23 protein-coding genes and 1 pseudogene are annotated in these 23904 nt (G+C 44.2%); 12 read left to right on the top strand and 12 right to left on the bottom strand.

Translation table 11 applies throughout. From position 1 onward, the window contains the following. Positions 1-9: 9 nt before the first annotated feature. The 5 genes from BM736_RS10950 to BM736_RS10970 all read right to left on the bottom strand — a co-directional run bounded on the left by BM736_RS10950 (position 10) and on the right by BM736_RS10970 (position 5498). A complete protein-coding gene (locus tag BM736_RS10950; RefSeq protein ID WP_143562383.1) occupies positions 10-1764 on the bottom strand; it encodes a flavocytochrome c in 1755 nt (584 codons plus the stop codon). Between the two features lie 28 nt (positions 1765-1792). Further along, positions 1793-2539 carry an outer membrane protein OmpK gene (locus BM736_RS10955; RefSeq protein ID WP_076411890.1) on the bottom strand — a complete coding sequence of 249 codons (747 nt, stop codon included), beginning with the start codon at positions 2537-2539 and terminating at the stop codon, positions 1793-1795. A 333-nt stretch (positions 2540-2872) separates the two neighbouring features. Continuing rightward, a complete protein-coding gene (locus tag BM736_RS10960) occupies positions 2873-4084 on the bottom strand; it encodes a HAMP domain-containing sensor histidine kinase (protein ID WP_076411892.1) in 1212 nt (403 codons plus the stop codon). Next, entirely contained in the window at positions 4074-4748 is a 675-nt protein-coding gene (locus BM736_RS10965; RefSeq protein WP_076411894.1) for a response regulator transcription factor, read from the bottom strand. The genes BM736_RS10960 and BM736_RS10965 overlap by 11 nt, the downstream gene beginning before the upstream one ends. Positions 4749-4751: 3 nt before the next feature. Continuing rightward, positions 4752-5498: a response regulator transcription factor gene (locus BM736_RS10970; RefSeq protein WP_076411896.1), complete on the bottom strand. Its 747-nt coding sequence runs from the start codon at positions 5496-5498 to the stop codon at positions 4752-4754. A gap of 513 nt (positions 5499-6011) precedes the next feature. Here BM736_RS10970 and BM736_RS10975 point away from each other — a divergent pair. Then, positions 6012-7184 carry an MFS transporter gene (locus BM736_RS10975; protein ID WP_076411898.1) on the top strand — a complete coding sequence of 391 codons (1173 nt, stop codon included), beginning with the start codon at positions 6012-6014 and terminating at the stop codon, positions 7182-7184. 166 nt (positions 7185-7350) lie between these two features. On the opposite strand, the gene BM736_RS10980 is transcribed toward BM736_RS10975, so the two are convergent. Continuing rightward, positions 7351-7710 (bottom strand): hypothetical protein, encoded by a 360-nt coding sequence (locus tag BM736_RS10980; RefSeq protein WP_076411900.1) that lies wholly within the window; start codon positions 7708-7710, stop codon positions 7351-7353. 144 nt (positions 7711-7854) lie between these two features. Here BM736_RS10980 and BM736_RS10985 point away from each other — a divergent pair, with 144 nt between their 5' ends. From BM736_RS10985 to BM736_RS11005, 5 genes are read left to right on the top strand one after another with little or no spacing between them, the layout of a single operon-like run. After that, entirely contained in the window at positions 7855-8205 is a 351-nt protein-coding gene (locus tag BM736_RS10985) for an HMA2 domain-containing protein (RefSeq protein WP_083700080.1), read from the top strand. Next, positions 8202-8939, top strand: a complete 738-nt coding sequence (locus BM736_RS10990) for a hypothetical protein (protein ID WP_076411902.1) — start codon at positions 8202-8204, stop codon at positions 8937-8939. The genes BM736_RS10985 and BM736_RS10990 overlap by 4 nt, the downstream gene beginning before the upstream one ends. Then, positions 8936-9247 carry a hypothetical protein gene (locus tag BM736_RS10995; RefSeq protein WP_076411904.1) on the top strand — a complete coding sequence of 104 codons (312 nt, stop codon included), beginning with the start codon at positions 8936-8938 and terminating at the stop codon, positions 9245-9247. Before BM736_RS10990 ends, BM736_RS10995 begins: the two co-directional genes overlap by 4 nt. Further along, positions 9234-9545 carry a hypothetical protein gene (locus tag BM736_RS11000; RefSeq protein WP_076411906.1) on the top strand — a complete coding sequence of 104 codons (312 nt, stop codon included), beginning with the start codon at positions 9234-9236 and terminating at the stop codon, positions 9543-9545. The genes BM736_RS10995 and BM736_RS11000 overlap by 14 nt, the downstream gene beginning before the upstream one ends. Next, positions 9542-11605, top strand: coding sequence for a heavy metal translocating P-type ATPase (locus BM736_RS11005; RefSeq protein ID WP_076411908.1), 2064 nt, complete (start codon positions 9542-9544; stop codon positions 11603-11605). The genes BM736_RS11000 and BM736_RS11005 overlap by 4 nt, the downstream gene beginning before the upstream one ends. 105 nt (positions 11606-11710) lie before the next feature. On the opposite strand, the gene BM736_RS11010 is transcribed toward BM736_RS11005, so the two are convergent. Further along, positions 11711-12919, bottom strand: a complete 1209-nt coding sequence (locus BM736_RS11010; RefSeq protein ID WP_076411910.1) for a sodium:proton antiporter — start codon at positions 12917-12919, stop codon at positions 11711-11713. A 248-nt stretch (positions 12920-13167) separates the two neighbouring features. Beyond that, positions 13168-14043, bottom strand: a complete 876-nt coding sequence (locus BM736_RS11015) for a UDP-2,3-diacylglucosamine diphosphatase (RefSeq protein ID WP_143562384.1) — start codon at positions 14041-14043, stop codon at positions 13168-13170. Between the two features lie 215 nt (positions 14044-14258). On the opposite strand from BM736_RS11015, the gene BM736_RS11020 reads away from it, so the two are divergent. The 3 genes and pseudogenes from BM736_RS11020 to BM736_RS11030 all read left to right on the top strand — a co-directional run bounded on the left by BM736_RS11020 (position 14259) and on the right by BM736_RS11030 (position 16445). Continuing rightward, positions 14259-14903, top strand: coding sequence for a DUF1326 domain-containing protein (locus BM736_RS11020; RefSeq protein WP_083700086.1), 645 nt, complete (start codon positions 14259-14261; stop codon positions 14901-14903). Positions 14904-14971: 68 nt separating this feature from the next. Beyond that, entirely contained in the window at positions 14972-15673 is a 702-nt protein-coding gene (locus BM736_RS11025) for a DUF2182 domain-containing protein (protein ID WP_256717789.1), read from the top strand. Positions 15674-15787: 114 nt separating this feature from the next. Beyond that, positions 15788-16445 (top strand): annotated as a pseudogene (locus tag BM736_RS11030) (NAD(P)H-binding protein). Positions 16446-16465: 20 nt separating this feature from the next. On the opposite strand, the gene BM736_RS25420 reads toward BM736_RS11030, so the two are convergent. Together BM736_RS25420 and BM736_RS25425 are read right to left on the bottom strand one after the other, a co-directional pair. After that, positions 16466-16900 carry a hypothetical protein gene (locus BM736_RS25420; RefSeq protein ID WP_076411914.1) on the bottom strand — a complete coding sequence of 145 codons (435 nt, stop codon included), beginning with the start codon at positions 16898-16900 and terminating at the stop codon, positions 16466-16468. An 88-nt stretch (positions 16901-16988) separates the two neighbouring features. Next, complete coding sequence (locus BM736_RS25425; protein WP_076411916.1) at positions 16989-17291, bottom strand: rhodanese-like domain-containing protein; 303 nt, start codon at positions 17289-17291, stop codon at positions 16989-16991. Between the two features lie 183 nt (positions 17292-17474). Here BM736_RS25425 and BM736_RS11045 point away from each other — a divergent pair, with 183 nt between their 5' ends. After that, positions 17475-17960 (top strand): hypothetical protein, encoded by a 486-nt coding sequence (locus BM736_RS11045; protein WP_076411918.1) that lies wholly within the window; start codon positions 17475-17477, stop codon positions 17958-17960. Between the two features lie 776 nt (positions 17961-18736). Next, complete coding sequence (locus BM736_RS11050; RefSeq protein WP_083700089.1) at positions 18737-20581, top strand: bifunctional diguanylate cyclase/phosphodiesterase; 1845 nt, start codon at positions 18737-18739, stop codon at positions 20579-20581. An 18-nt stretch (positions 20582-20599) separates the two neighbouring features. Here BM736_RS11050 and BM736_RS11055 read toward each other — a convergent pair whose 3' ends face one another. After that, positions 20600-21091, bottom strand: coding sequence for a peptidylprolyl isomerase (locus BM736_RS11055; protein WP_076411922.1), 492 nt, complete (start codon positions 21089-21091; stop codon positions 20600-20602). Between the two features lie 119 nt (positions 21092-21210). Then, positions 21211-22041, bottom strand: coding sequence for an isocitrate lyase/phosphoenolpyruvate mutase family protein (locus BM736_RS11060; RefSeq protein WP_076411924.1), 831 nt, complete (start codon positions 22039-22041; stop codon positions 21211-21213). Positions 22042-22316: 275 nt separating this feature from the next. Between BM736_RS11060 and BM736_RS11065 the strand changes: the two genes are divergently transcribed. Next, positions 22317-23729, top strand: coding sequence for a M28 family peptidase (locus BM736_RS11065; RefSeq protein WP_076411926.1), 1413 nt, complete (start codon positions 22317-22319; stop codon positions 23727-23729). Positions 23730-23904 lie beyond the last annotated feature (175 nt).

The following is a 23904-nucleotide window of genomic DNA, read 5'->3' on the forward strand; positions in this document are numbered from 1 at the left end:
AGTTATCCCCTACTGCGCCGCAGCTTCTTTACCAGCAATACGGCCAAATACAGTAATATCGGTAATGGCGTTGCCACCTAAGCGATTAGAACCATGAGTCATACCTGTTACTTCACCTGCAGCAAACAAACCAGCAATCACCTGACCTTGGGTATCCAAAACTCGGGTATGTGTATCAGTCATTAAACCACCCATGGTGTGATGCACTGAAGGCTTAGCAACCAACATGTAAAAAGGCGGCTTCATAATGGTCTTAAGGCCACCACGATGATTAAACTCTTTATCATTATCGGCTTTGGCAAACTGGTTAACACGTCCAACTTGAGCCATCAGTGCCTTTTCATCGATACCAAACTTACCTGCAAGCTCTTCTATTGAATCAGCCTTAAACATCATACCTTTACGGTTTAGTTCACCAAATTCATCTTTATGAATATCAACCACACCAGCAATATCTTCGATTTCACCGCCCCAAAGCACGTAAGCTTGCTGGTCAGTTTGGGCTAAGATTGCACGACTAATCACATCACGGCGCTCAAGCTCTTCAACAAATCTATTGCCCTCTTTGTTGACAACAATGGCCCCAAAAAAGCGTGAGTCGGCAATTAATGAGATAACGCCAGTATCCGTATGACAAATAGGGTATGTTTGTATCGACTCCATGTTATGAGTTTTGGCATTCAGCTTCTCAGCCATCACGATGCCGTCCCCCATAATTCCACGAGCATTGGTGGTGCCGTAGCGATTATCCAACTCTGGAACATACTTGGTACGCATTTCAACGTTAGCACCGAAGCCACCCGTTGCCATAATCACTCCGCGCTTGGCGTAATAGCTGATCACCTGACCATTCTTCTCAGCTTCTACACCGATAACGCGTCCGCTCTGATCTTTAATCAAGGCTGTAGCTGTGGTGCGAGTATGAATAGGGATCTGCAGTTCATCTGTTTTTGCCATAAACTTACTGATCCATTCTGCACCTGTATGGTTACGAGGGATCAGAGCACGCTTAACGCTATGCCCGCCGAATTGAAATAGTTGGTCTTGGTAAAAATCGACCTTGATATAGTCTCTAAGCCACTCTGCTGCAGGAAGTGCCTGCTCAGCCAAGATCTGGACCATTTCCGGATTTCCCTGATAATCGCCGCCTTTCAGGGTATCTTTCACAAACAGTTCGATGTCGTCTTCGATGCCCATCTCCTTCTGCACCCAGTTACCAGGCACGTTCATCTGGCCACCAGTGATCAAGCTGTTACCACCAACTGTTGGCATCTTCTCGATAATCACCACATTAGCACCAGCATTTTTAGCCGTTATCGCCGCGCTGAAACCTGCTCCACCAGAACCTATCACTACAACATCGAAGTTCTGCTCACTGGCCAGCAATGTTTGTGATTTATCACTCCCCTTCGCTAAGCCAGCAACTAAGGTTACGCCAGCAGCAGCGAGTGAATTTTCAACAGCCTCTTTAAATGCACTACTGGTGATTGTCGCTCCACTAATAGCATCAACTTGGGTACTGTTATTGGCAATCATGGCATCTTTCATTTCGGTAAATACCGATGCCGCTAATACTTTATTTTCATTTTGCTTAAGCACGCTGATATCGACTAGCTGACCATTTTTAGTTTCGGTCTGCACTTGAATCTCACCGTGCTTACCAAAAGCCGTTCCCTCAGTCTTAGTTAATTGATCGCTCTCTTTTACTGAGCAGCCCATAGCTAATGCAACTATCGCACTAGCGAGTATTGTTTTTTTAATCACTGTGTTATTCCTATTGTTCGATCCGATGCTAGAAGGTAAAGCCAACCGCTACGCCATATTCGATACCATCGTTAGCCGTAGAGCCCCAGCTATCGAAATGCGTCATATGTAATTTGGTATAGAAAGAATCGGTCATACTCGTCTTTAACGTCGTAATGAGCTGGTGACCGTAACTGGCATAACCTAAGGTGCTCATATGCTGCTCATCACGATCAAACTGTCCTTCATAATTAACTGATAACGAGTGCTTAAGTCCTAAGGCTGAGAATGGATAACGGGCATTGATAACGGCTGCATAGCCGCTGATACCATCGAAGCTTTCGCCTGTTGGAGTTAAACTTGCTGCAGAGTAATTTACACCTGCTCCCGCGTTAAGAAATAGATCACCATATTTACGGTTTGTAGTAACCCCTAGATATAAATTATCCTCCATCACTGTTCGATTAGAGACAAGGAAGTTTTGCATCCAGAAATTATATTTAGAATCTGAAATCTGCTTATCAACAATAATTAATGATTTAACGGTTAACTTGCCGTCAGCATCATGTTGGGCATCCTTAACCTCTCCAGGATTCTCTAACTTTATATAAGCCAGTAACGTTCCCCAATCAGCCTTATTAAAGTGGGTTAACTTTACAAAAGGTTGATCGTACGCTCCGCCATTATCATCCTTGGTATCTGAGGTGTAAGCTTTATAACCAATATCTACTGAGGTAGCAGACATAGCTGGCGCAATCAGAAAAGCAGTCATAGCTGTAATAAGTTGCTTTTTCATATAACAATTCCTTATTCATAAGATTCAGCAACAGATTAAAGAAGCGAGCAATATACTTTGTGAGCGCAATCCATATCTGCTCATAAATTAAGAAGCACTGTGGTTTAAGGAAGGAAAAGTGTAAAAAACAAATAAAAAGGCTAAAAATAATTAAAATAAAACGTGAAAACTACGTCAAACTAAAAAGATATAAATTTTAACAATGTGAAATCTACGTCAAACAATATTTATATCTTGAACAAAAAATTTAAAATCACATTAAATAAAAAAGTGGCAGGTAATATAGATCACCTACCACTTAAAATATTAAAATAACAAACAGAAACGGATTCTCTAAGTGTTAACAGTTAATACTGCTCTAAACAGCTTATCCTCTCTGGTAGAATGATAAGTCCAGCCTAGCTGGTTAGCTAAACGCTCAACAAGCATTAAGCCTAAACCAAAACCACTACTGTTTTTCGGCGACATAGCATTAATAATTTCAATGGTATTACCCACCTGCTCGACTCTGATCCCTTGCGCCCCATGCTCTAAACTATTACGAACTAAGTTGTTTAAAATAATGGTGAGTGGATCTTTTTGCACAGTCACTTCGGTTTCATCACATATCAAGTCTATCGGTGAGTGATCCCCTTTAGCGTCTTGCTGATCGCTTATAACCTGACGTAAGAGTTCTGCCAATTTAACCTTGCTGTGCCCCATGGATGTACACTCAGAGCTCATTAACCAAAGTAAAGTTTCTGTAATAGACTTCATCTGCCGAGTTGCCTGGCTAGCATGTAAAGTCGGCCCCTCTAATTGACCGTGCTGCAGGGTTAGAATATCAAAAGATGACTGACATATAGCAATAGGTGTGCGCAGTTCGTGGCTAGCAAAACGTAAAAATGATAACTCCCTTTGCTGCGCGTCTTTGAGCTGCTTAATCGAGATATCCAGAGCATCTACAATCGACTGTAATTCGGCGTAGCATTGCTGGGGGAAGTTAAGGCTTTGCATTTTTTGCCAGTCATGCTGCTTAATTGCACGACTTATTTGATGGACTGGCGATATAACTCGACTTTGCATATATAAAGCCAGGCTGGCAACAACACCGAAAGTCATGGTGATCAATAGACAGATTGCCGCCATATTTTTGGGGGCAAACTCCAGATCATGGGTCGCATTATAGTTAAGCCAGACATATAAATTCTCACCAGTGCGCTGCTCATATACCATTAATGCATCGATGAACTGGCCATTATGGTGATGATATTCAACGTCATTTAATTGCGTCGGCTTAATGCCATTAGTAATTGATTTAACTTGCTCTGGAGCGCTGTCCCAATCCCTATATATTTTAATATTGTCTGTTTGGTAGAGGTTACCAGTCTCTACCAGATGCTGTTCTGCCGCCTGAGCCGCGCTTTTCATCGTGATCTCATGCATGCTAAACATGCCAGTACACATCATGCATAAAGGAATAAAAATGTTTATCAATAAAGTCACAGCCAAAAAGACCACGCCATAGCATTGATATACACGCTTTAAACTCATCTTATGCTTCATTAACATCAGCCTTCAAACATAAACCAACGCCCCGAATAGTATGGAGATATTGATATTTATAAGGCTTATCAACGATTTTTCTTAATAGGTGCATATGACTTCTTAAACTGTCACTATCTGGCAAACTATCAGGCCATAATATGCGTTCAATCTCTTCACGCTCAACAGTCTCTGGGCTACGTCTAGCGAGTAAAGATAATATCTGCCAGCCTGTACGAGAAAGTAGTAACTCTTCACCTAAACGGTGTACGCGATGGCCCGCAAAATCGAACTCTAGTTCACCAATTTTTAATAATTTGGGGGCTGGCCTACGCTCAGCAACGACTCTTAACCTAGCCACCAGCTCAGGCATGGCAAATGGTTTAATTAAATAGTCATCAGCTCCCACTTCAAAGCCGGATAGCTTATCTTGCAATCCACTCCTAGCTGTTAGCATGATAACAGGTGAAATTACCCGCTGATCTTTCCACTTTTTACAGGCTTCAAGACCATCGCCATCAGGCAAGTTCAGGTCAAGAATAATGGCGTCATAAGGTCGGCTGTAAACTTGGCTATCAGCTTGTGCTAACGAACGAGCGTAGTCACACTCGATATCGATAAGCTCTAAATAATGAATAATATTCTTTGCTAATAAATGATTATCTTCAACAAGTAATACCAACATGGCCTATATAATCTCCAGCTGATGAGCAATATGAACCAAATTCGCTCGATTGCTTGCCGACAGCTTATTTCTCATGGTCTCTAGATGATATTCCACTCCACGAATAGTAATGTGAAGCTCCTCCGATATCTCGGAGTTTTGTAAGCCTCTCGCTACCATTTTTAACGCTTTAATCGCTGTTTGATTAAAAAGTGTGGCTTGTCTATAGGGATTTAATTGATGGTGATAATGTTCTAGCAATGTTGATTGCGCTCGTTTCATTGAAGTCTCTAAATGGACAAGATTTAACTGTGTATCTTTATCTTTAGATAGCAAGGTGAAACGCCCACTCCAAGCTTCAGAGGCGTAATGTCGAACAGGGTAACTGAGCACGGTTTTTATGCCATAGGTGTTAAATAGCTTATGGGCTTTTTTAGCCTGCCCACTTCCAGATAACTGGTAATAATAGGCTTGCTCTAAATTTAACGCATGACCAAAATTGCAGTCTCTAGCAGCGACTTGCTCTATATATTGGCGTTGTAACTTCTGGACTGTACGTGACGAGCTATATACGCCTCCCGAGCTATATAACATTCGCCGACTTAGGATACTTTTCTTACTATTGAGCAGGAAGTCTTGAGACGCTCTATTTGGGATACCTTGAAACCAAAATCCAGCAAAACCCAGCTGTGATATTGCAGGCATCATTGTCTGTAGAATCAAAGGAGATATGACGAACTCAGCTAAACTATCGCTTTCACTATTTTGCATACGACATCTAACCTTCTAACTAAAACATCTTGAGAAATATTGAGTTTAAAACCGCTAAGATAATGCAAGTAATTAGCATTTGAGCTTTGCCACTCACCATACTCAAAAGCGTTACATTGATAAACTTTGAAAAACAAAATATTCCAAGCAGGTAACAAAACCACAAATTATTTTCATCAGGATTGCTTTTTTGACGAAGTTTTGACGAAGACTCATATACACTCAGCTAGATCAACAGCAAAAATCAGTGACTTGGACTAGCAAAGAATAATCTAACAGTTTTTTACTCCCAAACACCTAATGCTCGTATCATCTACAAACTACAATCCACCTGCCGCATCTGATATAACAACAAATCCAGTAAAGCATTGATGTAAAGTAGAAAAACAAACATTAACGCTAATTAATCCTTCGACTGTTTATTCTGCTTTACTTCCCTAAAAAAAGTTCTAGAATCCGCCTCCCGATCCAGTCAATCAACTCGATTTTTAACCTGTTCACTAGGAGATAAAGGTGGATACTACCGCCGTTCATGATTCAAAAAATAGCACCTTAGTTCCTGTTCTAGGACTGTCCTTTTTTGCTGTTGCATCAGGCTTCTTAATGAGTCTGATCCCTCTATCGATGACCTCATTTGGGCTAGACCATTCACTCGCCCCTTGGCTCGCTAGCATCTTCTATTTAGGCCTACTCATTGGCGCTACTAGCATAGAAAGAGTGGTACGAAAAATAGGACATAGAGTCGCATTTATCGCATTTCTTAGCCTGCTAATTGCAAGCATCATAGTCATGCTAATGTTTCCCAGCGCTTCAGTTTGGCTTGCAGCTAGGTTTATTGCGGGCATGGCGGTAGCTGGGGTATTTGTGGTGGTCGAATCATGGTTGTTGATGGCAAATAGCGCTAAAGCCAGAGCTAAGCGTTTAGGGCTATACATGACCTCGCTTTATGGTGGTAGCGCACTGGGACAACTCGCGATCGCCCCCATAGGAATAGAAGGGATGACGCCTTATTTGTGCATTATAGGTTTACTGCTGCTGGCTATACTGCCCCCTCTTTTGATTAAATCGGGGCAGCCAGAAAGTAAGGCACAAGAAAAGATGCTAATGAGCGAAATAAAGAAGTTAAGCCGCCCCGCTATCTTAGGCTGCTTAATCTCTGGTCTGCTATTAGGCCCTATTTACGGGCTGATGCCACTGTATATTTCGACCCAAGCGACTCAGGCACCGTTTGTTGGCGTATTGATGGCAGGCATTGTATTGGGAGGCATGCTAGTGCAGCCACTGGTAAGCTACCTCTCTACAAGAGTGGGTAAGAGCTTGCTGATGGCGATGTTTAGCTTATTAGGTACACTTGCTGTAGTAGGCGTGCTCGAGTCTCAGTCACTCCTGTTAATTGGGATCAGTTATCTGATATTAGGTGCGGCGAGTTTTGCCTTGTATCCGATAGCAATAACGCTGGCTTGTGACGCGCTGCCGATGGCCAAAATTGTTTCGGCCACTGAGATCATGCTACTCAGTTACAGTATTGGCTCTGTAATGGGGCCGTTATTAGCCACTAAGCTCAGCCAGAGCAGTAATGGAATACTCTATTACCTCGGCGGTATTATGCTAACGACGTGTCTTTATATGCTGATAAAAAGTATTGAGAAAATACACACAGGTCACAAACCTGTGGCAGGTTTATAGCCAGCAGTGATCCAGCATAGAAAACTGATAGCGACATACTGGTTTATGATCTTTAGAAAAAGTAGATAAATTAAAATTTAACAATGACATACTCAGTTAAATGAGTATGTCATTGGAAGCGCTAGCACGTTAGGCTGAGCGATATTTTTGCTGCTATGCGCGATTGCTATACGGCTGAAATAGCCTTTAGAAGAGATGGCGTTAAGGTTTTTCTCAAAGCCAACATGGCAACACCCTTGCAGATTTTCTTGGCATAGTTACGAGTTAAACTGCTTACCAGCTCATCACTCGCCGTCACACTTAGCCATTTTGAATTCTCAACCATCTGCATTATATCTTCAGCGCTATTGAGCTTGTTATCAAAAACAATAGCCACAGAACCTGCATATCGCTTGAAGCTAATATCAACAATACCAGTCAAATCTTTCATTTCATCTATTTGCGCAGAAACAAGTTTTGGATTAGTTCTGATGAAGTCAGAACGGACTCTGATGCGATTGGCAGTGCTGTGAATGAGAGGCTTCATAGATTCAACGCTAATGAGAATGACTTTTATTCATGTTACACCTGACGTCTTTACAATTCAACTCAGATTTCTTTGATCTTGAGCAGTTTTTCACGTTTGCAAAGGGGATAATCTGAGCCTAATTTGACGCAAGTGTATATTTTTATGATGAAAAGTGAAGATGATAATCATTTCGAACAGCTCAAGCAGTGGGTGTCTGTTGCTCACCATATTCCAGGGCGACTGAGACTCAAATTTAAATTAAGTGTTATTAGCTACTTAAGAGACTTTAATACCGACGGGATAAAAAGCACCCTTCAAAGTTTTCCAGCTTTGAAAGATTATCGCCTCAATATCGCCGCCGGCAGTTTAGTGATCGAGTATGACGCACAGGTCATCCCATTTAACTTGATCAACCAAGCCTTCGACCAACACCCAGAAACATCCACTGCGGCGATCAATCAGCTGCAGCAGTTAGCTGAACAACTTTTACCTGAACTAGGAGAACTATCATGAATAATAAGGACCAAGAGAACTATCAAGGTATGCCTTTCCCGCCTCATCAAGATCCTGCCGCTCTATGGCATGCTCAGGCAATGCACTACTACGGATACCCACCGCAGCCGATGACTCCTCCGCCAGGTTACTATCCACCTCAACACATGATGCCACCTCAACCTATGATGCCGCCTCAAGGTCATCCTCAGATGCATCCCCATGCTCATATGCACCAGCATCAAGGACAATTTCAGCATGGTCACCCGCATATGCATCACAATGGTCACCAAGATCATGGCTCTGAGCACCATGGCCAGAGCGATGCTATTTTTCAGCAGGCTCAAGGCATGCTTGAGGGTATGATGGGCGATCAAGCAGGCATATTCAAAGACCTTATTCATAAGCTCGGCGTCGATGATAAAGAGTTTTGGAAAGGGGCAATGATAGGTGCGGCTGCCGCCATGATTATGAGTAATGAAAATGTGCGCAATAGCATGATGCAGATGTTTATGGGCGCTGGCGACATGCTTAAAACAGGTGCCGACAAGGTCAAACAAGGCTCAGCACAGACAGCCAGCAGCGTAAAAAATAATGTAAATGCGGGTAGCGAGATATTCCGCGAAACATATCAAGCGGGTAAACAAGGTTTTAATGAGTCAGTTGAGCGTCACCGTGCACCAGATGAAGCTACGCCAACAGAGCCGAATGAGACTCCAGAGCCAGCAAGCGTGACGCCAGAGAGCGAAAAGTGAGTAACCAATCAGATCAACTCAGTCCTGCCAGTCGCGCCATGATAGCCGCGGCCTTGATAGGTGGTGGCGCCTCCTCTGCTAAACAGTGGCACGCCTATCAACAGCAGGAAGTGAGTTTAGATGAAGCGACAAAACAGGTGCTTACCGACGCGGTTAAAGCGGGCGCGATTGGCGGCCTAGCCACTGCAGCCGCTGGAGCGATGGCGGGTCGACCTCTGTTGTCGATGTTAGCTCTACTCAGTGTTGGCGCCGCAGGCATGCACCTAATGGACGAAATGAAAGGAAATACCCAAGATGAAGAAGCCTAATTCTCCCTATTACAACCCATATTACAATCCATACAATCAGCCATATTATTCACAAGCTCAGGCACCCGCGGCGCCCTACAGTAAACAGAATAACCGCACTCACTTAGTGACAGGCATAGTGGCTGGCGCTGCTATTGCTTACTTAATGTCGAATAAGAAGGTTCAGCAAAGTGTGACACAAACAGGTGCAAAGGCCTGGTCAGCTGTACGCGGTGAAGTTGAAGAGTTGAAAGAGAAGCTTGAGGATAGCCAAGCTGAACTTGAGTATTATCGAAATCTACACAAGGATGCTCAATGACCTCTATCCTGCTTGTCCATCATGTTCCCGGACGTGCGCGTTTCAGAGTGCCTGAAATCGCCTGCCATCCGGACACTCAATCATGGGTGAAACAGGGCTTGTTGGCTATTCAAGGTGTATTGCAAGTTAGAGTCAATGATGCAGCTAAATCGATTGTTATCGAGTATGACCACCAGCTGATAGAGCCATCTATGCTGCAGCAGCGTATCGACGATCTAGATTGGGAGAGTGCCACTCAAGGCGAGAGTGAACATGACTTTACCCGAGGTGATGTCGTGCTAAATGTGATTGGCGTATTGGCGAGTTATTTTCTTCCCGGACGCTTTGCAGCATTAACGACCCTCCCTTTGATTGCACCGACAATTCAAGAGGGTGTAGAGAGTATCAAGGAGCGCTCTCTTAAAGTTGAAGCACTTGATGCGATTGCTGTTGGCCTTTCTGCTTGGCGTGGTGACTATAAGACAGCCATGTTAACGCAGTCACTGCTGACCTTAGGCGAGTATATGGAGCAGGAGACTAGCCGTAACAGCGATCAAATGCTGGCTAACCTCATGCAACCTAATGTTCGTCAGATCTGGGTTTGGCGTGATGGTGTTGAGATGCAGGTCGCCTCTGACAGCTTAGTGGTTGGCGATAACATGCTATTAAGTCCTGGCGACCCTGTGCCTGCTGATGGCAGAATTGTCAAAGGCGAAGCCTTGATCAATCAAGCCTCACTCACTGGCGAAAGTGTCCCCGTAAGGCGAGAGTTAGACGCCTACCTTTACGCTGGCACCTTAGTACAGGAAGGTAATATTGTCGTTGAGGCCGATAAGGTCGGTAGTGAAGCGACAACGGCTCGTATTGCCCAGTTTATCGCAGACTCTCTTAGCGAGAAGAGCGAGACTCAACAAGCGACACAAGCGATGGCCGATCGCCGAGTTAAGATCACCTTAGGCATAGGCGCACTCGTGTTCGGCCTCACTCAAGATGTGAACCGCTTAGCCTCAGTGTTTCTTGTCGATTACTCCTGCGCCCTGAAATTAAGTACCCCAGTGGCCTTTAAGTCCATTATGTACCGCGCTGCCAATCAAGGCCTGCTGCTAAAAGGCGGTCGCGCCATTGAGCAATTAGCGCAGGTCGATACCTGTATTTTTGATAAAACAGGTACCCTGACCTATGGGGATATGGAAGTCACAGATGTGATCTGTCTGCGTGATAAAGATGATGCCAGAGAGCTGTTAGCCATCGCGGCTTCAGTTGAAGAGCACTGTAACCATCCTTTATCGCAATCGATAGTCAATGCAGCCAAACATCATGAGTTGCCACATATTGACCATGGGGAAGTTGAATATGTCATTGCGCATGGACTACGCAGTAACCTTAATGGCAATGTTCTCGTCATAGGTAGCCGTCACTTCTTAGAGGTGCATGAAAATGTTAACTTCGCCGCTTCTGAAGAGCAGATTGAAGCATTGGAAGCTCAAGGAAGACATCTGCTATTTGTCTCTAAAAACGAGAAGTTAATTGGGATTATAGGCCTGACTGACAATATCAGGCCTGAGGCGATTGAAACCTTGCAAGCATTGAGAGCAGCCGGTATCAAGCAACTGGTGTTGCTTACAGGCGACAAGCAGGCAAAGGCTGAGCAGATTGCTGCCGAGCTCGGTATGGATATGGTGTTTGCTGATGCCACGCCAGAGTCGAAAGCAGACATAGTTTCTCAGCTGCAAGCTGCTGGTCATAAGGTGATGTTTGTGGGTGATGGGGTGAATGATGCACCTGCACTCACCAATGCAGATATCGGTGTCGCTATGGGTCAAGGTACTGAGCTTGCTCAGCAAACCGCTGATGCCGTCTTGCTGAAAGAGGGAATATCTGGCCTAGTCGATGCGCGTCTATTATCCCAAGAAGCGATGAAACTAGTAAGCAGTAACATCCGTATAGCAGAAGTAGTAAATAGCGGTATTATGCTCGCAGCTGCGCTCGGGAAACTCAGCCCTGCAGCAAGTGCTTTACTGCATAACGGTACCACCTTAGGTGTGTTATTAAGATCCCTCGCGGTCAGAAAAGCCAGCTAGTACAAGCAATGAAAAAAGCGCTGAACTGTCAGCGCTTTTTTATTGTTCAGCCGATATCTACTCTAGCCATAAACTTGAAACTACACAGGTTAACTAGCCCCAAATCTAGCGCTCTTTATGGTTTTTAGCATACCAGTTAGCAAAAGGCTGAGCAGTTAAGCCATGGGCGAGAATACTCATCAACACTGTGACTGTAACCACAGCATAGATGGTTTCAAATCCCTCTATGCCACCAAGTTCATGCGCGACAATAAGGACATACAAGATAGATGCGATACCCCGCGGGCCAAACCACGCGATAAAAGCCATGGTTGCCAGATCTAACTTAGCTCCAATTAGGCTTATCATCACCGGCAGCATTCGCAGCACAGTCAGGCTTAATAGCGCATAGAGAACCACATCAAGGCTAATATGCGCCAAAGTCATAGGCACAAACGCGAGACCAAATAGGAAGAAGCTGACGAGTACAAACAACTCCCCTTCGGTTTCGGCAAAATCTTCAATATGCTGCCGCGTCGTCTCGCAAGTATTACCCGCATAGAGTCCAGCAAAAAAGGCAGCGATAAAACCATTACCCGCTAATGATTCAGACAGATAAAACGACAATATGGCTAAGGCAATTGGTATCAGGTTTTGGTAGTTAGACTCCATCCAGTTCTTCTCAACAGCCTGCATGGTAAGCTTAGTTCCCAGGTAACCGACAACCCCGCCGACTAATGCACCAAACACAATTTGCTCAACGACATAGCCAACCCAGCTATTGTCTTGTGTTTCAGTCAGCCCGCTGACAATCATGGCGACAACGGTTAAAACGATGGGGAAGACAATGCCATCATTAAGTCCACTCTCAACATTAATACTAGAGCGGATTTTTTTCGGTACTTTCGGATCTGATACTACGGCTTTTCCTAGCGCTGCATCTGTCGGTGTGAGCAGAAGTGCTAATAAGATCAGATAAGTCATCGGCTCGCCGGGGAAAACCAGTGTCGCCACATAGGTGCCCGCAAGAATGGTGATAGGGAGTCCGATAAAAAGCAGCCTTGCAGGGATCTTCCATGACTGCTTGAGCAATTTAAGGTCTAGTAGAGCGGCGTCGGCAAACAGCACTAACACCAAAGCTATCTCAACGATAATAGTGACAAACTCGGCGTTGACCTCAACTTGAGTGATATTGAAACCAAAAGGGGAAAGTAACAGGCCAAAACCGGTAAACATCATAGGGCCAGAGATATTTAACCGTGACAGTGCCTTCGAAATATATCCGTAGAGTAATATCACCAAAGCAATGATTAAAATAACAATATGCTCGTCCATGTCCATCCTTGAAAATCAGTCGTTTAATACGCTAGCGCCTAAACTAGCAAATCTTATGTTAATTAGCATTGAATACCTGAGACTGACCTAAGACATGACTGAGACTCGCTAGATTTAACCGCTTTAGATTGAGACTTTAGATTGAGACTTTCAATTAAGGGCATGGGGTAAGGCGCTCAAGCTTGATTTAACTTAGGTAGATTGCGCTCGACCAAGTTATCAAGCAGAGTATCAGACTTGCCTCCTCATCAGGCTACTCGTTTTTTTAGTGATTTAGGCGCTGAACGCCCCAAAGAGATTGAACTGATTAAGCTGGAATCTGATTGCTGCTCATCCCATTGGCGTAACTGTAAGTCGCCCCTTTCAGACTCTGCAATGAAAGTGCAGTTTTCTACCCAGTCGCCATCATTGGCATAGATCATCTTGCCCTCACGGGAGAGCTCTGGTTGATGAATATGACCGCAGATCACCCCATCGACACCTCTATCAGTTGCGTAGGTAACAACGGCATCACGAAACAGGCTAATGGCTTGTTGAGCCTTGTTCACTCTGAGCTTGATATAACTTGCCAATGACCAATAGGGATAGCCTAAGTGAGTACGAACTTTATGAAGCTGCCTGTTAAGCAGGAGTAAGATATCATAGAGGCGATCGCCCAACTTAGTTAACGCCTTACCGACACAAACTTGAGAGTCAAATTGATCACCGTGCAGCATTAAAATCCGCTGCCCACCTATCATGGTATGCACATGCTCCTTGGCAATGGAAACGTCCCACAAATGAAAGCCATCGTAGGATTTAAATTGCTCGTCATGGTTGCCAGGAATATAGATTATTTGGGTGCCATTCCTGGCCATTGAAACCAGTTGCTGTAGAACCTGATTATGCGATTCAGGCCAATATACCCGCCGCTTCATCGCCCAGATATCTATGATGTCGCCAACCAGATATAGCGTCTCCGTCTGCGTCTGTTTGAGCAGCTGCAACAGGTACTGCGCCTTGCAGTCTTTCGTCCCTAAGTGAACATCTGACAGCCAGATGGCATTAAACACCTGCTTGCTCGCTTTGAGCTGTTTTACATTTGAGTCCAACTGGCTTTCAGCCCGCTTTTGACCCCTCTGCATCGCGTGAACCTTGCTCTCTAATCTTTTTGTCGGCTTTAACATAGTGTCATCACCATTGACGAAATATGTGCATAGCCTAGCCCCGAGACTTGACCAACACATGAAAGAAATGTTGCTGATTTGTGACTTTGCCAGCTAAGAGTGCAATGAAGATCCCTGAACTATACTCAACATCAGGCTTTAGCTATTACCAAGCGGTTTAACAGGAGAAGACAATGGCTGATGAACAAATGGCTGATGAACAGAAGTGGGCTCTGTCTATGCACCAAATTGAGTGCTGTAACTGTAGCCATGGCTGCGGTTGCCAATTTGCAGGCTTCCCGGATAGTGATACAGGCGGCTGTCAGGCGATGATTGGTTTTTATATCAAGTCAGGCCAGCTGAATAAAATTGACCTCACAGGCATGAAGATTGTGATGGCGGCATCTTGGCCAAAGGCGATTCATGAAGGTGACGGCACCGCTATACTATTTATCGACTCAGCAGCTTCTACCGAACAAGTAGGGGCCATTGTTACTATCTTCTCAGGCTCTGCTGGCGGCATGCCGTTTGAGGCACTTGCTGGCACCTTCTCAACCTTTGTCGGCCCGCAAATTCATGCCATTAAGATGGATACCGATGACACCCGGGCAGGCTTTTCAATTGCGAATATTATTAGCGTTCAACATAAACCTCTGCTCGACCCTATGACAGGTAATGACAAACAGGTAAGAATCAGCTTCCCCGATGGTGGTTTTTTCTGGAATGAAGGGATCATAGGCACAACAGAATCGATGAGCCTCAAACATGATGCGCTCTCGTTTGAGCATGTTGGCCGCTTCGCTGCCAAGGCCGAGGTAAATTGGAGCAACAATGGTTAATACCTTAGATTTAAAGCAGACCCGTTAATATGAAGAGGCAAGCACTCAACTATAGCAGGGTGGGGCTTATGGTCACTATTCTCGCCCTCATAGCCCTCTCCTGGTATTACATGCTCGAGCTCATGTCGATGAACATGCAGCCTATCGCCGCTTGGAGCAGCAAAGATATTGCTATGTTATTTGTGATGTGGGGCATAATGATGACAGGCATGATGCTGCCTTCCGCCATTCCTGTCATCTTATTAGTTCAGCGTATTAATGACAGCAGGAAAGCAAGGCAGGTTGCTTATACCTCTAGCTACTATTTCGTCGCAGGTTATCTGCTAGCTTGGATGTTATACAGCCTGATAATCACTGGCATTCAATATTACCTGCATACGGTGTCGTTACTTACACCTATGATGAAAAGCGGCCACCTTAGTTTTACGAGCCTGTTGTTATTACTCGCTGGTATTTATCAATGGCTGCCTATCAAACAGAGTTGCCTGAAAAACTGTCGTTCCCCTTTAAGTCTTATCACTAAAGATTGGCGCGAAGGCAGATTTAATGCCATCAAACTGGGCTTTAGTCATGGTCAATATTGTCTAGGCTGTTGCTGGATTCTGATGGCACTGCTATTTGTCCTTGGCGTGATGGATCTCTTCTGGATAGCGATATTAACCTTGGCTGTATTTGTCGAAAAAGTCGCGCCCAAAGGTGAGGTATTCGCTAAAATCTTAGGCGTTATCCTCATCGGCATTTCAATACTCATTCATTTTATCAATATTTAACCTGACACAAATGCTATACATTCCCTCTGCCATATAAAACTCAGCTTAGGCTTCTCTCATATGAAAATACAAGCTAGTCTGTGAACGGCAATATAGGCAAATGTAGGTAATCACATGAACAAAACCGCCATAGTACTAGGCGCAACGGGTGTTGTTGGCCGTGAGCTTGTGGCGCTCCTGAGTCAGCATGAACAAATAGACAAGGTTATCGCGATAACTCGCAGACCGATTGCCTATAACAGTAAAAAGATCACTAATCATGTGGTCGATTTCAGTAATCTAGAACAGTTTTCTACAGCTTTTCAAGGCGATATTCTACTCTCTTGCCTAGGCACAACATTAAAGCAGGCAGGTTCAATCGAGCAACAGAGAGTTGTCGATGTATCAAGCTGCCGAGCTAGCCCTCACCAGTGGCGTAAAGCACTACTTACTCGTCTCCTCTAGTGGTGCAAACCCAGATAGCGCTAATGCCTACATGAAAATGAAAGGTGAGTTAGAGGCTAAGGTAACTACATTTAACTTTGAGAAAATCAGCATCATTCAGCCCTCACTGCTGTTAGGTGAGCGTAAGGATTTTAGACTAGGGGAGAAAATTGGAGCAAGCTTGCTGCCTTTAATATGCCGACTTGGCCTGCTAAAAAAATACCGCCCAATAACAGGTAATCAAGTAGCCACTAAAATGTGCCAAATAGCACTTCAGCCACTAGCGCGGGAAGACGCTGTTCTAGAGAAGCAGTTACAATATTATCGACTCGATGAGCTATTTAGTTGAGCCCTGAGACTAGATCAGTTTTAGTCATACTCTGAGGGGCCAATACCCGCTTTAAGATAACCCTTTAAGCCCTCCTTCATAAAGTAGTACTCCTCGACGCCCTCTTTTTCGAGTAGATATTGTAGCCAGCGAGTTTGCTTACCCACAGCATCATAGATCAGCATAGTCTGATCGTATTTCTTGGCCTTTCGAATCAAACCAATAATCTTATCGGATGAGGCAACGCGAGTCACTTTAGTCAATATCACTACATCTCTTTGAAAGTGTTCTCTTATATCAATCACCATAGAGTCACTATCGATTTTGGCAACAAACTCTGCAGGAGAAAGCAGATGAGCCGCTTTTTTCTTCTCATCGATTAACCGCTCTATTGGTACAGGGCTTTCACCAAGCAATACCGAAGCATCAGGGTGCGCCTTAACCCATTCAAAAATACCAAGATCGAAAGTCGACACATTTTTAATACCGAATTTAAGGGCTTTATCGCTCGCTTTATAGGACTTGGCACAAGAGATGCCATTACAGTAAAAAACAATAGGTCGACTATCTCTCTCGTATCTTCATTAATCGCGTAATAAAACCCGCATTTGAGATAGAAATATTAACTGCGTCGGCAATATGCAAGGTATCAAATTCATATTTAGACCTAACATCAACAACAATAGTGGAAGTTAATTCACGATAGAGCGCTTGATGAGAGATGGTCGGTACGTCATGGTACTTTTCACGTAAAGGGAAGGCTGCATCCTCAGCTGCAAGTACTTGCAGGCAAAAAATACTGCTAGCAGCAAGAGGTAAAACAAGTAATAAGCTTAAACAAGTGGCTCTGCTAAATGTCTTGAGCATGATATTGCCTACAATTGCCAATCAACACCTGAAAATGTATTCAATAAAGTTTAGTCATCCCCCAAAAATCACGCAAGCTAGCCACCAGCTAACTGTGATAAGGTCATGTAGCTAGAGTCTGCTATCCCAACAGACACTGATAGACGTAAGCACCTGATTAATACTGAGTAAGATAAAAAGAATATGATAGAAACTAACACTAGCCAGCAAGTAATGACCGCCTACTTAGGTGAAGTGTATGGCATCAGCTTTTTTCAGTATTTTGAACAATATTATTCGGACAAAAGCGCGCAATACCTCTGGCAAAGCCTCATCGATGTAGAGTCACGAACTGCAGATAAACTAGAAATATTTTTGAGCAAGAAACAGATACCTTTCAACCGCGAAGATAAGCAGCAAATGCTCAAAGGAGAAAGTGATGCCAAGCGGTGGCTAACACTTGAAAAGGAAGAGTTATTAGCAACCTTATCAGCATGGGTCAAACCCTATGAGATAAGGTATCGACAATGGTTAAGTGATGCGCAGGCTCAGCAGCTAGATCAAGATGAACTCACTGCATTTAAACTTATCGCTGCACATGAGACAGCGATATATTTATGTTTAAACAATGAGACATCAGGTCAATCAGGGCTCCACTATTTAACTCAGTTTTTAGATAACAATCAGTAGGGGTTTACCGATTTAAACCGAGGTATAACAAGTCCTAAAACTCGCTAATAAGCTGCCGATAGCATTCATGGTCAAGGGCTTAAGTAAGTAAGCGTCACACCGACCTTTAACGTACAGTATATCGTTACGATCTCGACTTGAGTCGTTAGACTAGTTGTGATTTTCACAGCAAAAATTGCGATATAGATCTGTCGTTTTAAACAGGTTCAACTTCGGTTACCTACTTGGAGGTAAATGTAACGATTTAGTTCACCTCCAAGCGCAAAAACGAGACATCTGTTACAAACACCCAAACCCTAAATCAGTTAACCGATTGCAAGCCAGACTTCAAATACAAATCCCAGATGCAGAAACAACAGAAAACAGCATGATTAAAAATAATCAAAATAAATTTTCGAGCACTTACCTATTTAAAGGTATTTAATCAATAGCGGTTTAATTCTAAATTATGCGGAAAATATAGCTATAACATCTGTTTTTTCAGAGAAGTTGGCATAAGTAACAACAGGATTAATCACACGAGCACCCCACTGTTCACAAACAAAAACAATCCAGCCAAAAGACATATATTACAACCAATTAGAGTTAGACAGTTTATTTGATACTGTTTACTCTGATAACCATAGCATTAACATTTCAGCTGTTATTTGCATAAAGTAATTGAGGGATACACGACTTTGTATGATCTTAACGTCTTTAATCATCTTCATACTCCTGTATGGATATACGATATAAAGAGAAAAAGAATCCACTGGGCAAATCAGGCCTCGCTGCCAATGTGGGAGTCTAGCTGCACCTCAGAGTTACAGCAAAGAGATATGGGCGCCGACATGTCAGCAGCCGTGGCAGCCACACTAGAAAACTACCATGCAAAGTTTTTAAACGGTGAAGTGATAAAAACATGGTGGAGATTCAGCCCTAAATTCAAGACTAAGCAAGCCATGTGTCATTTCTCAGGCTTTCCCCTGCCGGACGGAACTATCGCTATGCTAGTCCAAGTGTTAGGCCATGAAAGCACCATGCGCCGCGAGTTAGCCGCCGTTGATTGTACCAATCTCTCACTGCTTTTCTCTGAGCAAGGAGACTTGCTTAGCGCTAACCAAGCTTTTACAGAAAAGTTTGGCGATGAACTCAAAAATCTGACTCAGTTTTTAGGTAACCGTGACAAACAGAGGGCCTTAATCAGCTCAGTAAAAAAGCATATAAAAGTTAAGCTAGAGCTTGAGTGCCATACAGGTAGCAAAAAAGTATGGTTTCGAATTGAGCCTATCTGGCAAGAAGATACGAGCCAGCTGCTGCTTCAGCTCACGGACTCCACGGCGCAAAAAAAGCGATTTTTTCAGGAACAATACAATGCTGAGCATGACGATTTAACCCAAACATACAACCGCAGAGGGGGCATCAAGCAGATCCAAAACCTCTGTAATACACAACAAGCTTTCAGTTTATTCTTCCTTGATATTGATGGCTTTAAGCTCATTAATGATACCTATGGTCACTCGACTGGCGATCAAGTACTGATCTCAGTCGCGAACCGATTACTCAATACATTATCGAAAGACTGCGTGCTCGCGAGGTTTGGCGGGGATGAGTTCATTATTTTACTCAGCGAAAAAAACTACTCTCCACCCGATGATTTTGCCGCTTCTATCACTCATATTTTGACCCAGCCATTTTATATCGACGGTATCGATCAGTTATCTTTAAGCTGTAGCATAGGTTACTCAAGCTTTCCTTTAGATACTGTCGATCCTGAAGAGCTGATCGCTCAAGCAGATATGGCGATGCACCACGCCAAAGAGCGGGGAATAAATCAATATCAACACTTCTCTGAAGACATTGCTAATGCGTTATTTTTAAAAACTCATATCAGGCAACGTTTATCACAGGCTATTGATAACAACAGCTTACAGCTTTACTTCCAGCCTATCATCGCCACAGACACGCTGGTTGTCGTCGGCTTTGAAGCCCTACTACGATGGAATGATGCAGAACTCGGCCAAGTCTCTCCTGCTGAGTTTATTCCCATTGCAGAGGAATCAGGACAGATCCTCTCAATAGGGCAATGGGTACTAGCAGAATCTATTAAGCAGTTAAGGAAGTGGCATAGGCACTACGACCCCTCATTGACCATGAGCATCAATCTATCTCGAAAACAGTTAGATAAGAGTCTGCCAAAGCAAGTCAAATTACTGTGCGATAAGTATCAGGTTCCACCTAAGCACATCGCGCTGGAGATCACTGAATCAGCCCTGATGCAAAACTATAAAGTGGGGCTTAAATGCTTATATGAATTGGCAGCCATTGGCGTACATCTATACCTAGATGATTTCGGTACAGGTTACTCATCCCTTGGTCAGCTTCAAAACCTGCCGATTAGCACAGTTAAGCTAGATCAGAGCTTTGTACAATCTACAGAAGATGGCTCACACGCAATTGTTGAAGCCACCAAGGCAATCTGTGAAAAAATGGGGCTAACACTTGTGGCTGAAGGCGTGGAGGAGCAGGGGCAGCTCTCTTACCTACAAGAGTGTAAGTATGAATTTGCCCAGGGATTTCTGTTCTCCAAACCTCTACCTGCCGAGCAGATAGAGGAGAAGATCTTAATGCAAAAAGTGTAACACCACTTAATAGTAGCCTTACGTGATTGTCACCTTCTCAATTATGATAGCCTCTCTTGGCACATCATCATGGCCCATTTTTGAGGTCGTTCTGGCCTTCTCTATCTTTCTAACCACATCCATACCAGCGGTCACAGCGCCAAATACCGCATAGCCCCAGCCCGCATTCGTGGTGCCAGTGTGATCGAGAAAGTCATTATTCCCTAAGTTAATGAAGAACTGCCCTGTCGCTGAATGCGGCGCATCGGTGCGCGCCATGGCTAAGGTGCCTTTGATATTTTTCAGTCCGCGATTAGCCTCATTAACTATTGCCGCTCGCGTCGGCTTTTCATCCATATCAGCTGTAAAGCCACCACCTTGGATCATAAACCCTTTGATCACACGATGAAAAATAGTGCCCTCGTAGAAACCATCCTCACAATATTTCAAGAAGTTCTTCGAGCTCACTGGTGCGGTTTCCATATCGAGCTCTATCTCAATATCGCCAAAATTGGTGGTAAAAGTAATCATGATAAGTAGCTTTGATAGTCAGAATATAAGGATCCAAAGTATACCCTGAAAGTTGGAAAAGGGCTTGAATCCACAGCTGCATCTTTCATGATTTATGCCTTCCGCCCTTAATTATCAACTTACCTAGTGCACATAACCAAGGTATTCATTTCATTATAATGGAGTAATTCACGCTGCTCGTTGTCTTTAAAAGGCTTCACAGACAATTTCGTTCTGTGTTTCAAAGTCGAGTATGTATCGAGGAAGCTCCCAGGTCCGACACTAAACCTGATAACCCCTTGTTTAAGCAACAATTCAGCGTGTGTTGAAACCGCTAAGTGGTCGCCAGCTAGCATAAAATTCAGTGGCATAATAAGATCGCTACGCAACCGCAAAGCGATATCTTCAGCATCTATACCTGGAATAAAGCCACAATCTGCGCCTGCTGCTTGATAACGTTTTAAACGAGACTTAGTTATATCTAGCGCTCCATCATGAGATACAAGCTCTCGAAGGTATACATCGGTTCTGGCATTGATAAATACCTGTCTACAACATGAAGATGCCCGTATCGCTGTTATTTTATCCACCAGCAACTCAGATGATTGTTCTCCATCCTCTATGTTGATACCAACCACGCCTAAACGAACAAGCTCAGCCACTAAAGACACCACCTCTTCGGGTTTATCGCTATAGCCATCCTCTATATCCACAGTCACAGGCAACTTGCTCACTCGCATGATATTCGCAACAGCAAACAACAATGCATCAACGGGAAGATCTCCGCCATCGGCATAACCTAATGACCAAGCCAGTGATGCACTACTGGTCGCCAATGCCTTGGCTCCTGATGCTTGTACTATCATTGCACTGGCTGCGTCCCAAACATTGACCAACACCAAAGGTGAAGTCCCTACGTGCAACTGATGAAAGGTTTCAAGCTGTTCACTAAATTGAGTTTGCTTCTTCATGTTATGACTCCAATGTCATGCCGCTAATTTAAGAGAGTAAGCACTCTAACAAGCGATCACTTATCAACCTCGCGGGAAACGGCACTCAACATAACTTGACCTAATATTGATCCTAATATCGACATGATTAGCTGGGTAAGTCAGGTTAGCTAGCTAGAAATATAGGCTAACAATTCCCCTAGATAACCTTTTTTCAAAATGGCGATTTTTTGATACTGTTAATCCTGCTAAAACTCAATAAAAGAAAACCACACAATAATAACAATGAGGTTTCCATGAATCAGCCCACTTCGGCTAAACCCTTATTTTCAACTAAGCGTATCGCTTCGGTATTGCTGGTTTCAGCCGCACTTGCAGGCGTACTATTTACCAGCAGTAGTCAGGCTAAAGCAATAACCGCCGCTCCCTCTCAAGAAGATATGCGTCTGTATGACATCGCCAGCGCCCCGAGTGCTGAACGTCTTCGTCGTGATGTAGAAAAACTTGTCAGCTTTGGCACTCGCCACACCCTATCTGAAACAGAGTCTGACACCCAAGGGATAGGCGCTGCTAGACGCTGGATTAAAGCCGAATTTGAACGTATCTCTGCCGACTGCGGTGGCTGTTTAGAGGTAATAACCTTAGCAGATACTGTTACTGGCAAGCGCATTCCAGACCCAACCGAGGTGGTGAATGTCATTGCTATTCAACGTGGCTCTATCTCACCAAATCGTGTTGTCATGATGAGCGGTGATATCGATTCTCGCGTTACCGATGTGATGAATTCAAGTTCAATCTCCCCCGGCGCGAATGATAATGCCTCAGGCGTTGCAGGAGCTATTGAAGCTGCTCGCGTACTGTCTAAGTACCAGTTTTCAGGCTCTATCGTCTACGCCGCACTCTCTGGTGAGGAGCAAGGGCTCTATGGCGGTGCAACGCTTGCTCAATACGCCAAAGATAAAAACTGGCAGGTACAAGCGGTACTCAATAACGACATGATTGGTAATATTGAGGGGGTCAATGGCGTCATCAACAACCACAGCGTCCGTGTATTTTCTGAAGGCGTTCGCATAGCAGAAACGGCAGAGGAAGCGAAAGAGCGTTATTTCAGCGGTGGTGAGAATGACTCAGCCTCACGTAACTTAGCGCGCAAGATCAAGTCCCTATCAGATCAATACATGACCAACTTAGATGTGATGATGGTTTACCGCTTAGATCGTTTCGGCCGCGGCGGCCATCACCTTCCCTTTAACAAGGCTGGCTTTCCTGCGGTACGTATCATGGAGACCAACGAGAACTACAACCGTCAACATCAAGATATCCGTGTCGAAAGTGGCATAGCCTACGGTGATGTGATTGAAGGCGTGGATTTTGACTTTAATGCTAAGCTCACCGCACTCAATGCTATAAGTCTAGCCTCTATGGCCTGGGCACCTGCGCCGCCAAAAGCTGTCACGATTGAAGGTAAGGTCTCGGCCAGCACCACACTTAATTGGCAGCCTAGCAAGCAGCAAGATATTGTGGGTTACCGCGTTTATTGGCGCTTAACCACAGAGCCTGAGTGGACCCATAGTCGCTATGTCGGCAAGGTGGAGTCCTTTAAACTGAAGAATATGGTTATCGATAACTATCTATTCGGCGTCGCCAGTGTTAGTGCTAATGGTAACGTTAGCCCTGTTGTCTTCCCGGGAGCAGCAGGTGCGTTTTAGACGCTATAACTACAGCAAAGTAGACTCTTCTAGATTAGATCCTTCAAGGTAAAGAGTCTGGTTATCGATAACTAGCTTCTTGTCGGCGTCGCCAGTGTTAGTGCTAATGGCAACGCAAGCCCTGTTGTCTTTCCCGGTGCTGCAGGTGCGTTTTAGATGCTATAACTACAGCAAA

This window comes from Shewanella sp. UCD-KL12, from assembly GCF_001957125.1.
Classification (GTDB): Bacteria; Pseudomonadota; Gammaproteobacteria; order Enterobacterales; family Shewanellaceae; genus Shewanella.

Coding starts and splice junctions, on each gene's coding strand:
- BM736_RS10955 (WP_076411890.1), bottom strand. CDS start 2,539: ATGAAAAAGCAACTTATTACAGCTATGACTGCTTTTCTGATTGCGCCA.
- BM736_RS10960 (WP_076411892.1), bottom strand. CDS start 4,084: ATGAAGCATAAGATGAGTTTAAAGCGTGTATATCAATGCTATGGCGTG.
- BM736_RS10965 (WP_076411894.1), bottom strand. CDS start 4,748: ATGTTGGTATTACTTGTTGAAGATAATCATTTATTAGCAAAGAATATT.
- BM736_RS10970 (WP_076411896.1), bottom strand. CDS start 5,498: ATGCAAAATAGTGAAAGCGATAGTTTAGCTGAGTTCGTCATATCTCCT.
- BM736_RS10980 (WP_076411900.1), bottom strand. CDS start 7,710: ATGAAGCCTCTCATTCACAGCACTGCCAATCGCATCAGAGTCCGTTCT.
- BM736_RS10985 (WP_083700080.1), top strand. CDS start 7,855: ATGATGAAAAGTGAAGATGATAATCATTTCGAACAGCTCAAGCAGTGG.
- BM736_RS10990 (WP_076411902.1), top strand. CDS start 8,202: ATGAATAATAAGGACCAAGAGAACTATCAAGGTATGCCTTTCCCGCCT.
- BM736_RS11000 (WP_076411906.1), top strand. CDS start 9,234: ATGAAGAAGCCTAATTCTCCCTATTACAACCCATATTACAATCCATAC.
- BM736_RS11005 (WP_076411908.1), top strand. CDS start 9,542: ATGACCTCTATCCTGCTTGTCCATCATGTTCCCGGACGTGCGCGTTTC.
- BM736_RS11010 (WP_076411910.1), bottom strand. CDS start 12,919: ATGGACGAGCATATTGTTATTTTAATCATTGCTTTGGTGATATTACTC.
- BM736_RS11015 (WP_143562384.1), bottom strand. CDS start 14,043: ATGCAGAGGGGTCAAAAGCGGGCTGAAAGCCAGTTGGACTCAAATGTA.
- BM736_RS11020 (WP_083700086.1), top strand. CDS start 14,259: ATGGCTGATGAACAAATGGCTGATGAACAGAAGTGGGCTCTGTCTATG.
- BM736_RS11025 (WP_256717789.1), top strand. CDS start 14,972: ATGGTCACTATTCTCGCCCTCATAGCCCTCTCCTGGTATTACATGCTC.
- BM736_RS25425 (WP_076411916.1), bottom strand. CDS start 17,291: ATGCTCAAGACATTTAGCAGAGCCACTTGTTTAAGCTTATTACTTGTT.
- BM736_RS11045 (WP_076411918.1), top strand. CDS start 17,475: ATGATAGAAACTAACACTAGCCAGCAAGTAATGACCGCCTACTTAGGT.
- BM736_RS11050 (WP_083700089.1), top strand. CDS start 18,737: ATGTGGGAGTCTAGCTGCACCTCAGAGTTACAGCAAAGAGATATGGGC.
- BM736_RS11055 (WP_076411922.1), bottom strand. CDS start 21,091: ATGATTACTTTTACCACCAATTTTGGCGATATTGAGATAGAGCTCGAT.
- BM736_RS11060 (WP_076411924.1), bottom strand. CDS start 22,041: ATGAAGAAGCAAACTCAATTTAGTGAACAGCTTGAAACCTTTCATCAG.
- BM736_RS11065 (WP_076411926.1), top strand. CDS start 22,317: ATGAATCAGCCCACTTCGGCTAAACCCTTATTTTCAACTAAGCGTATC.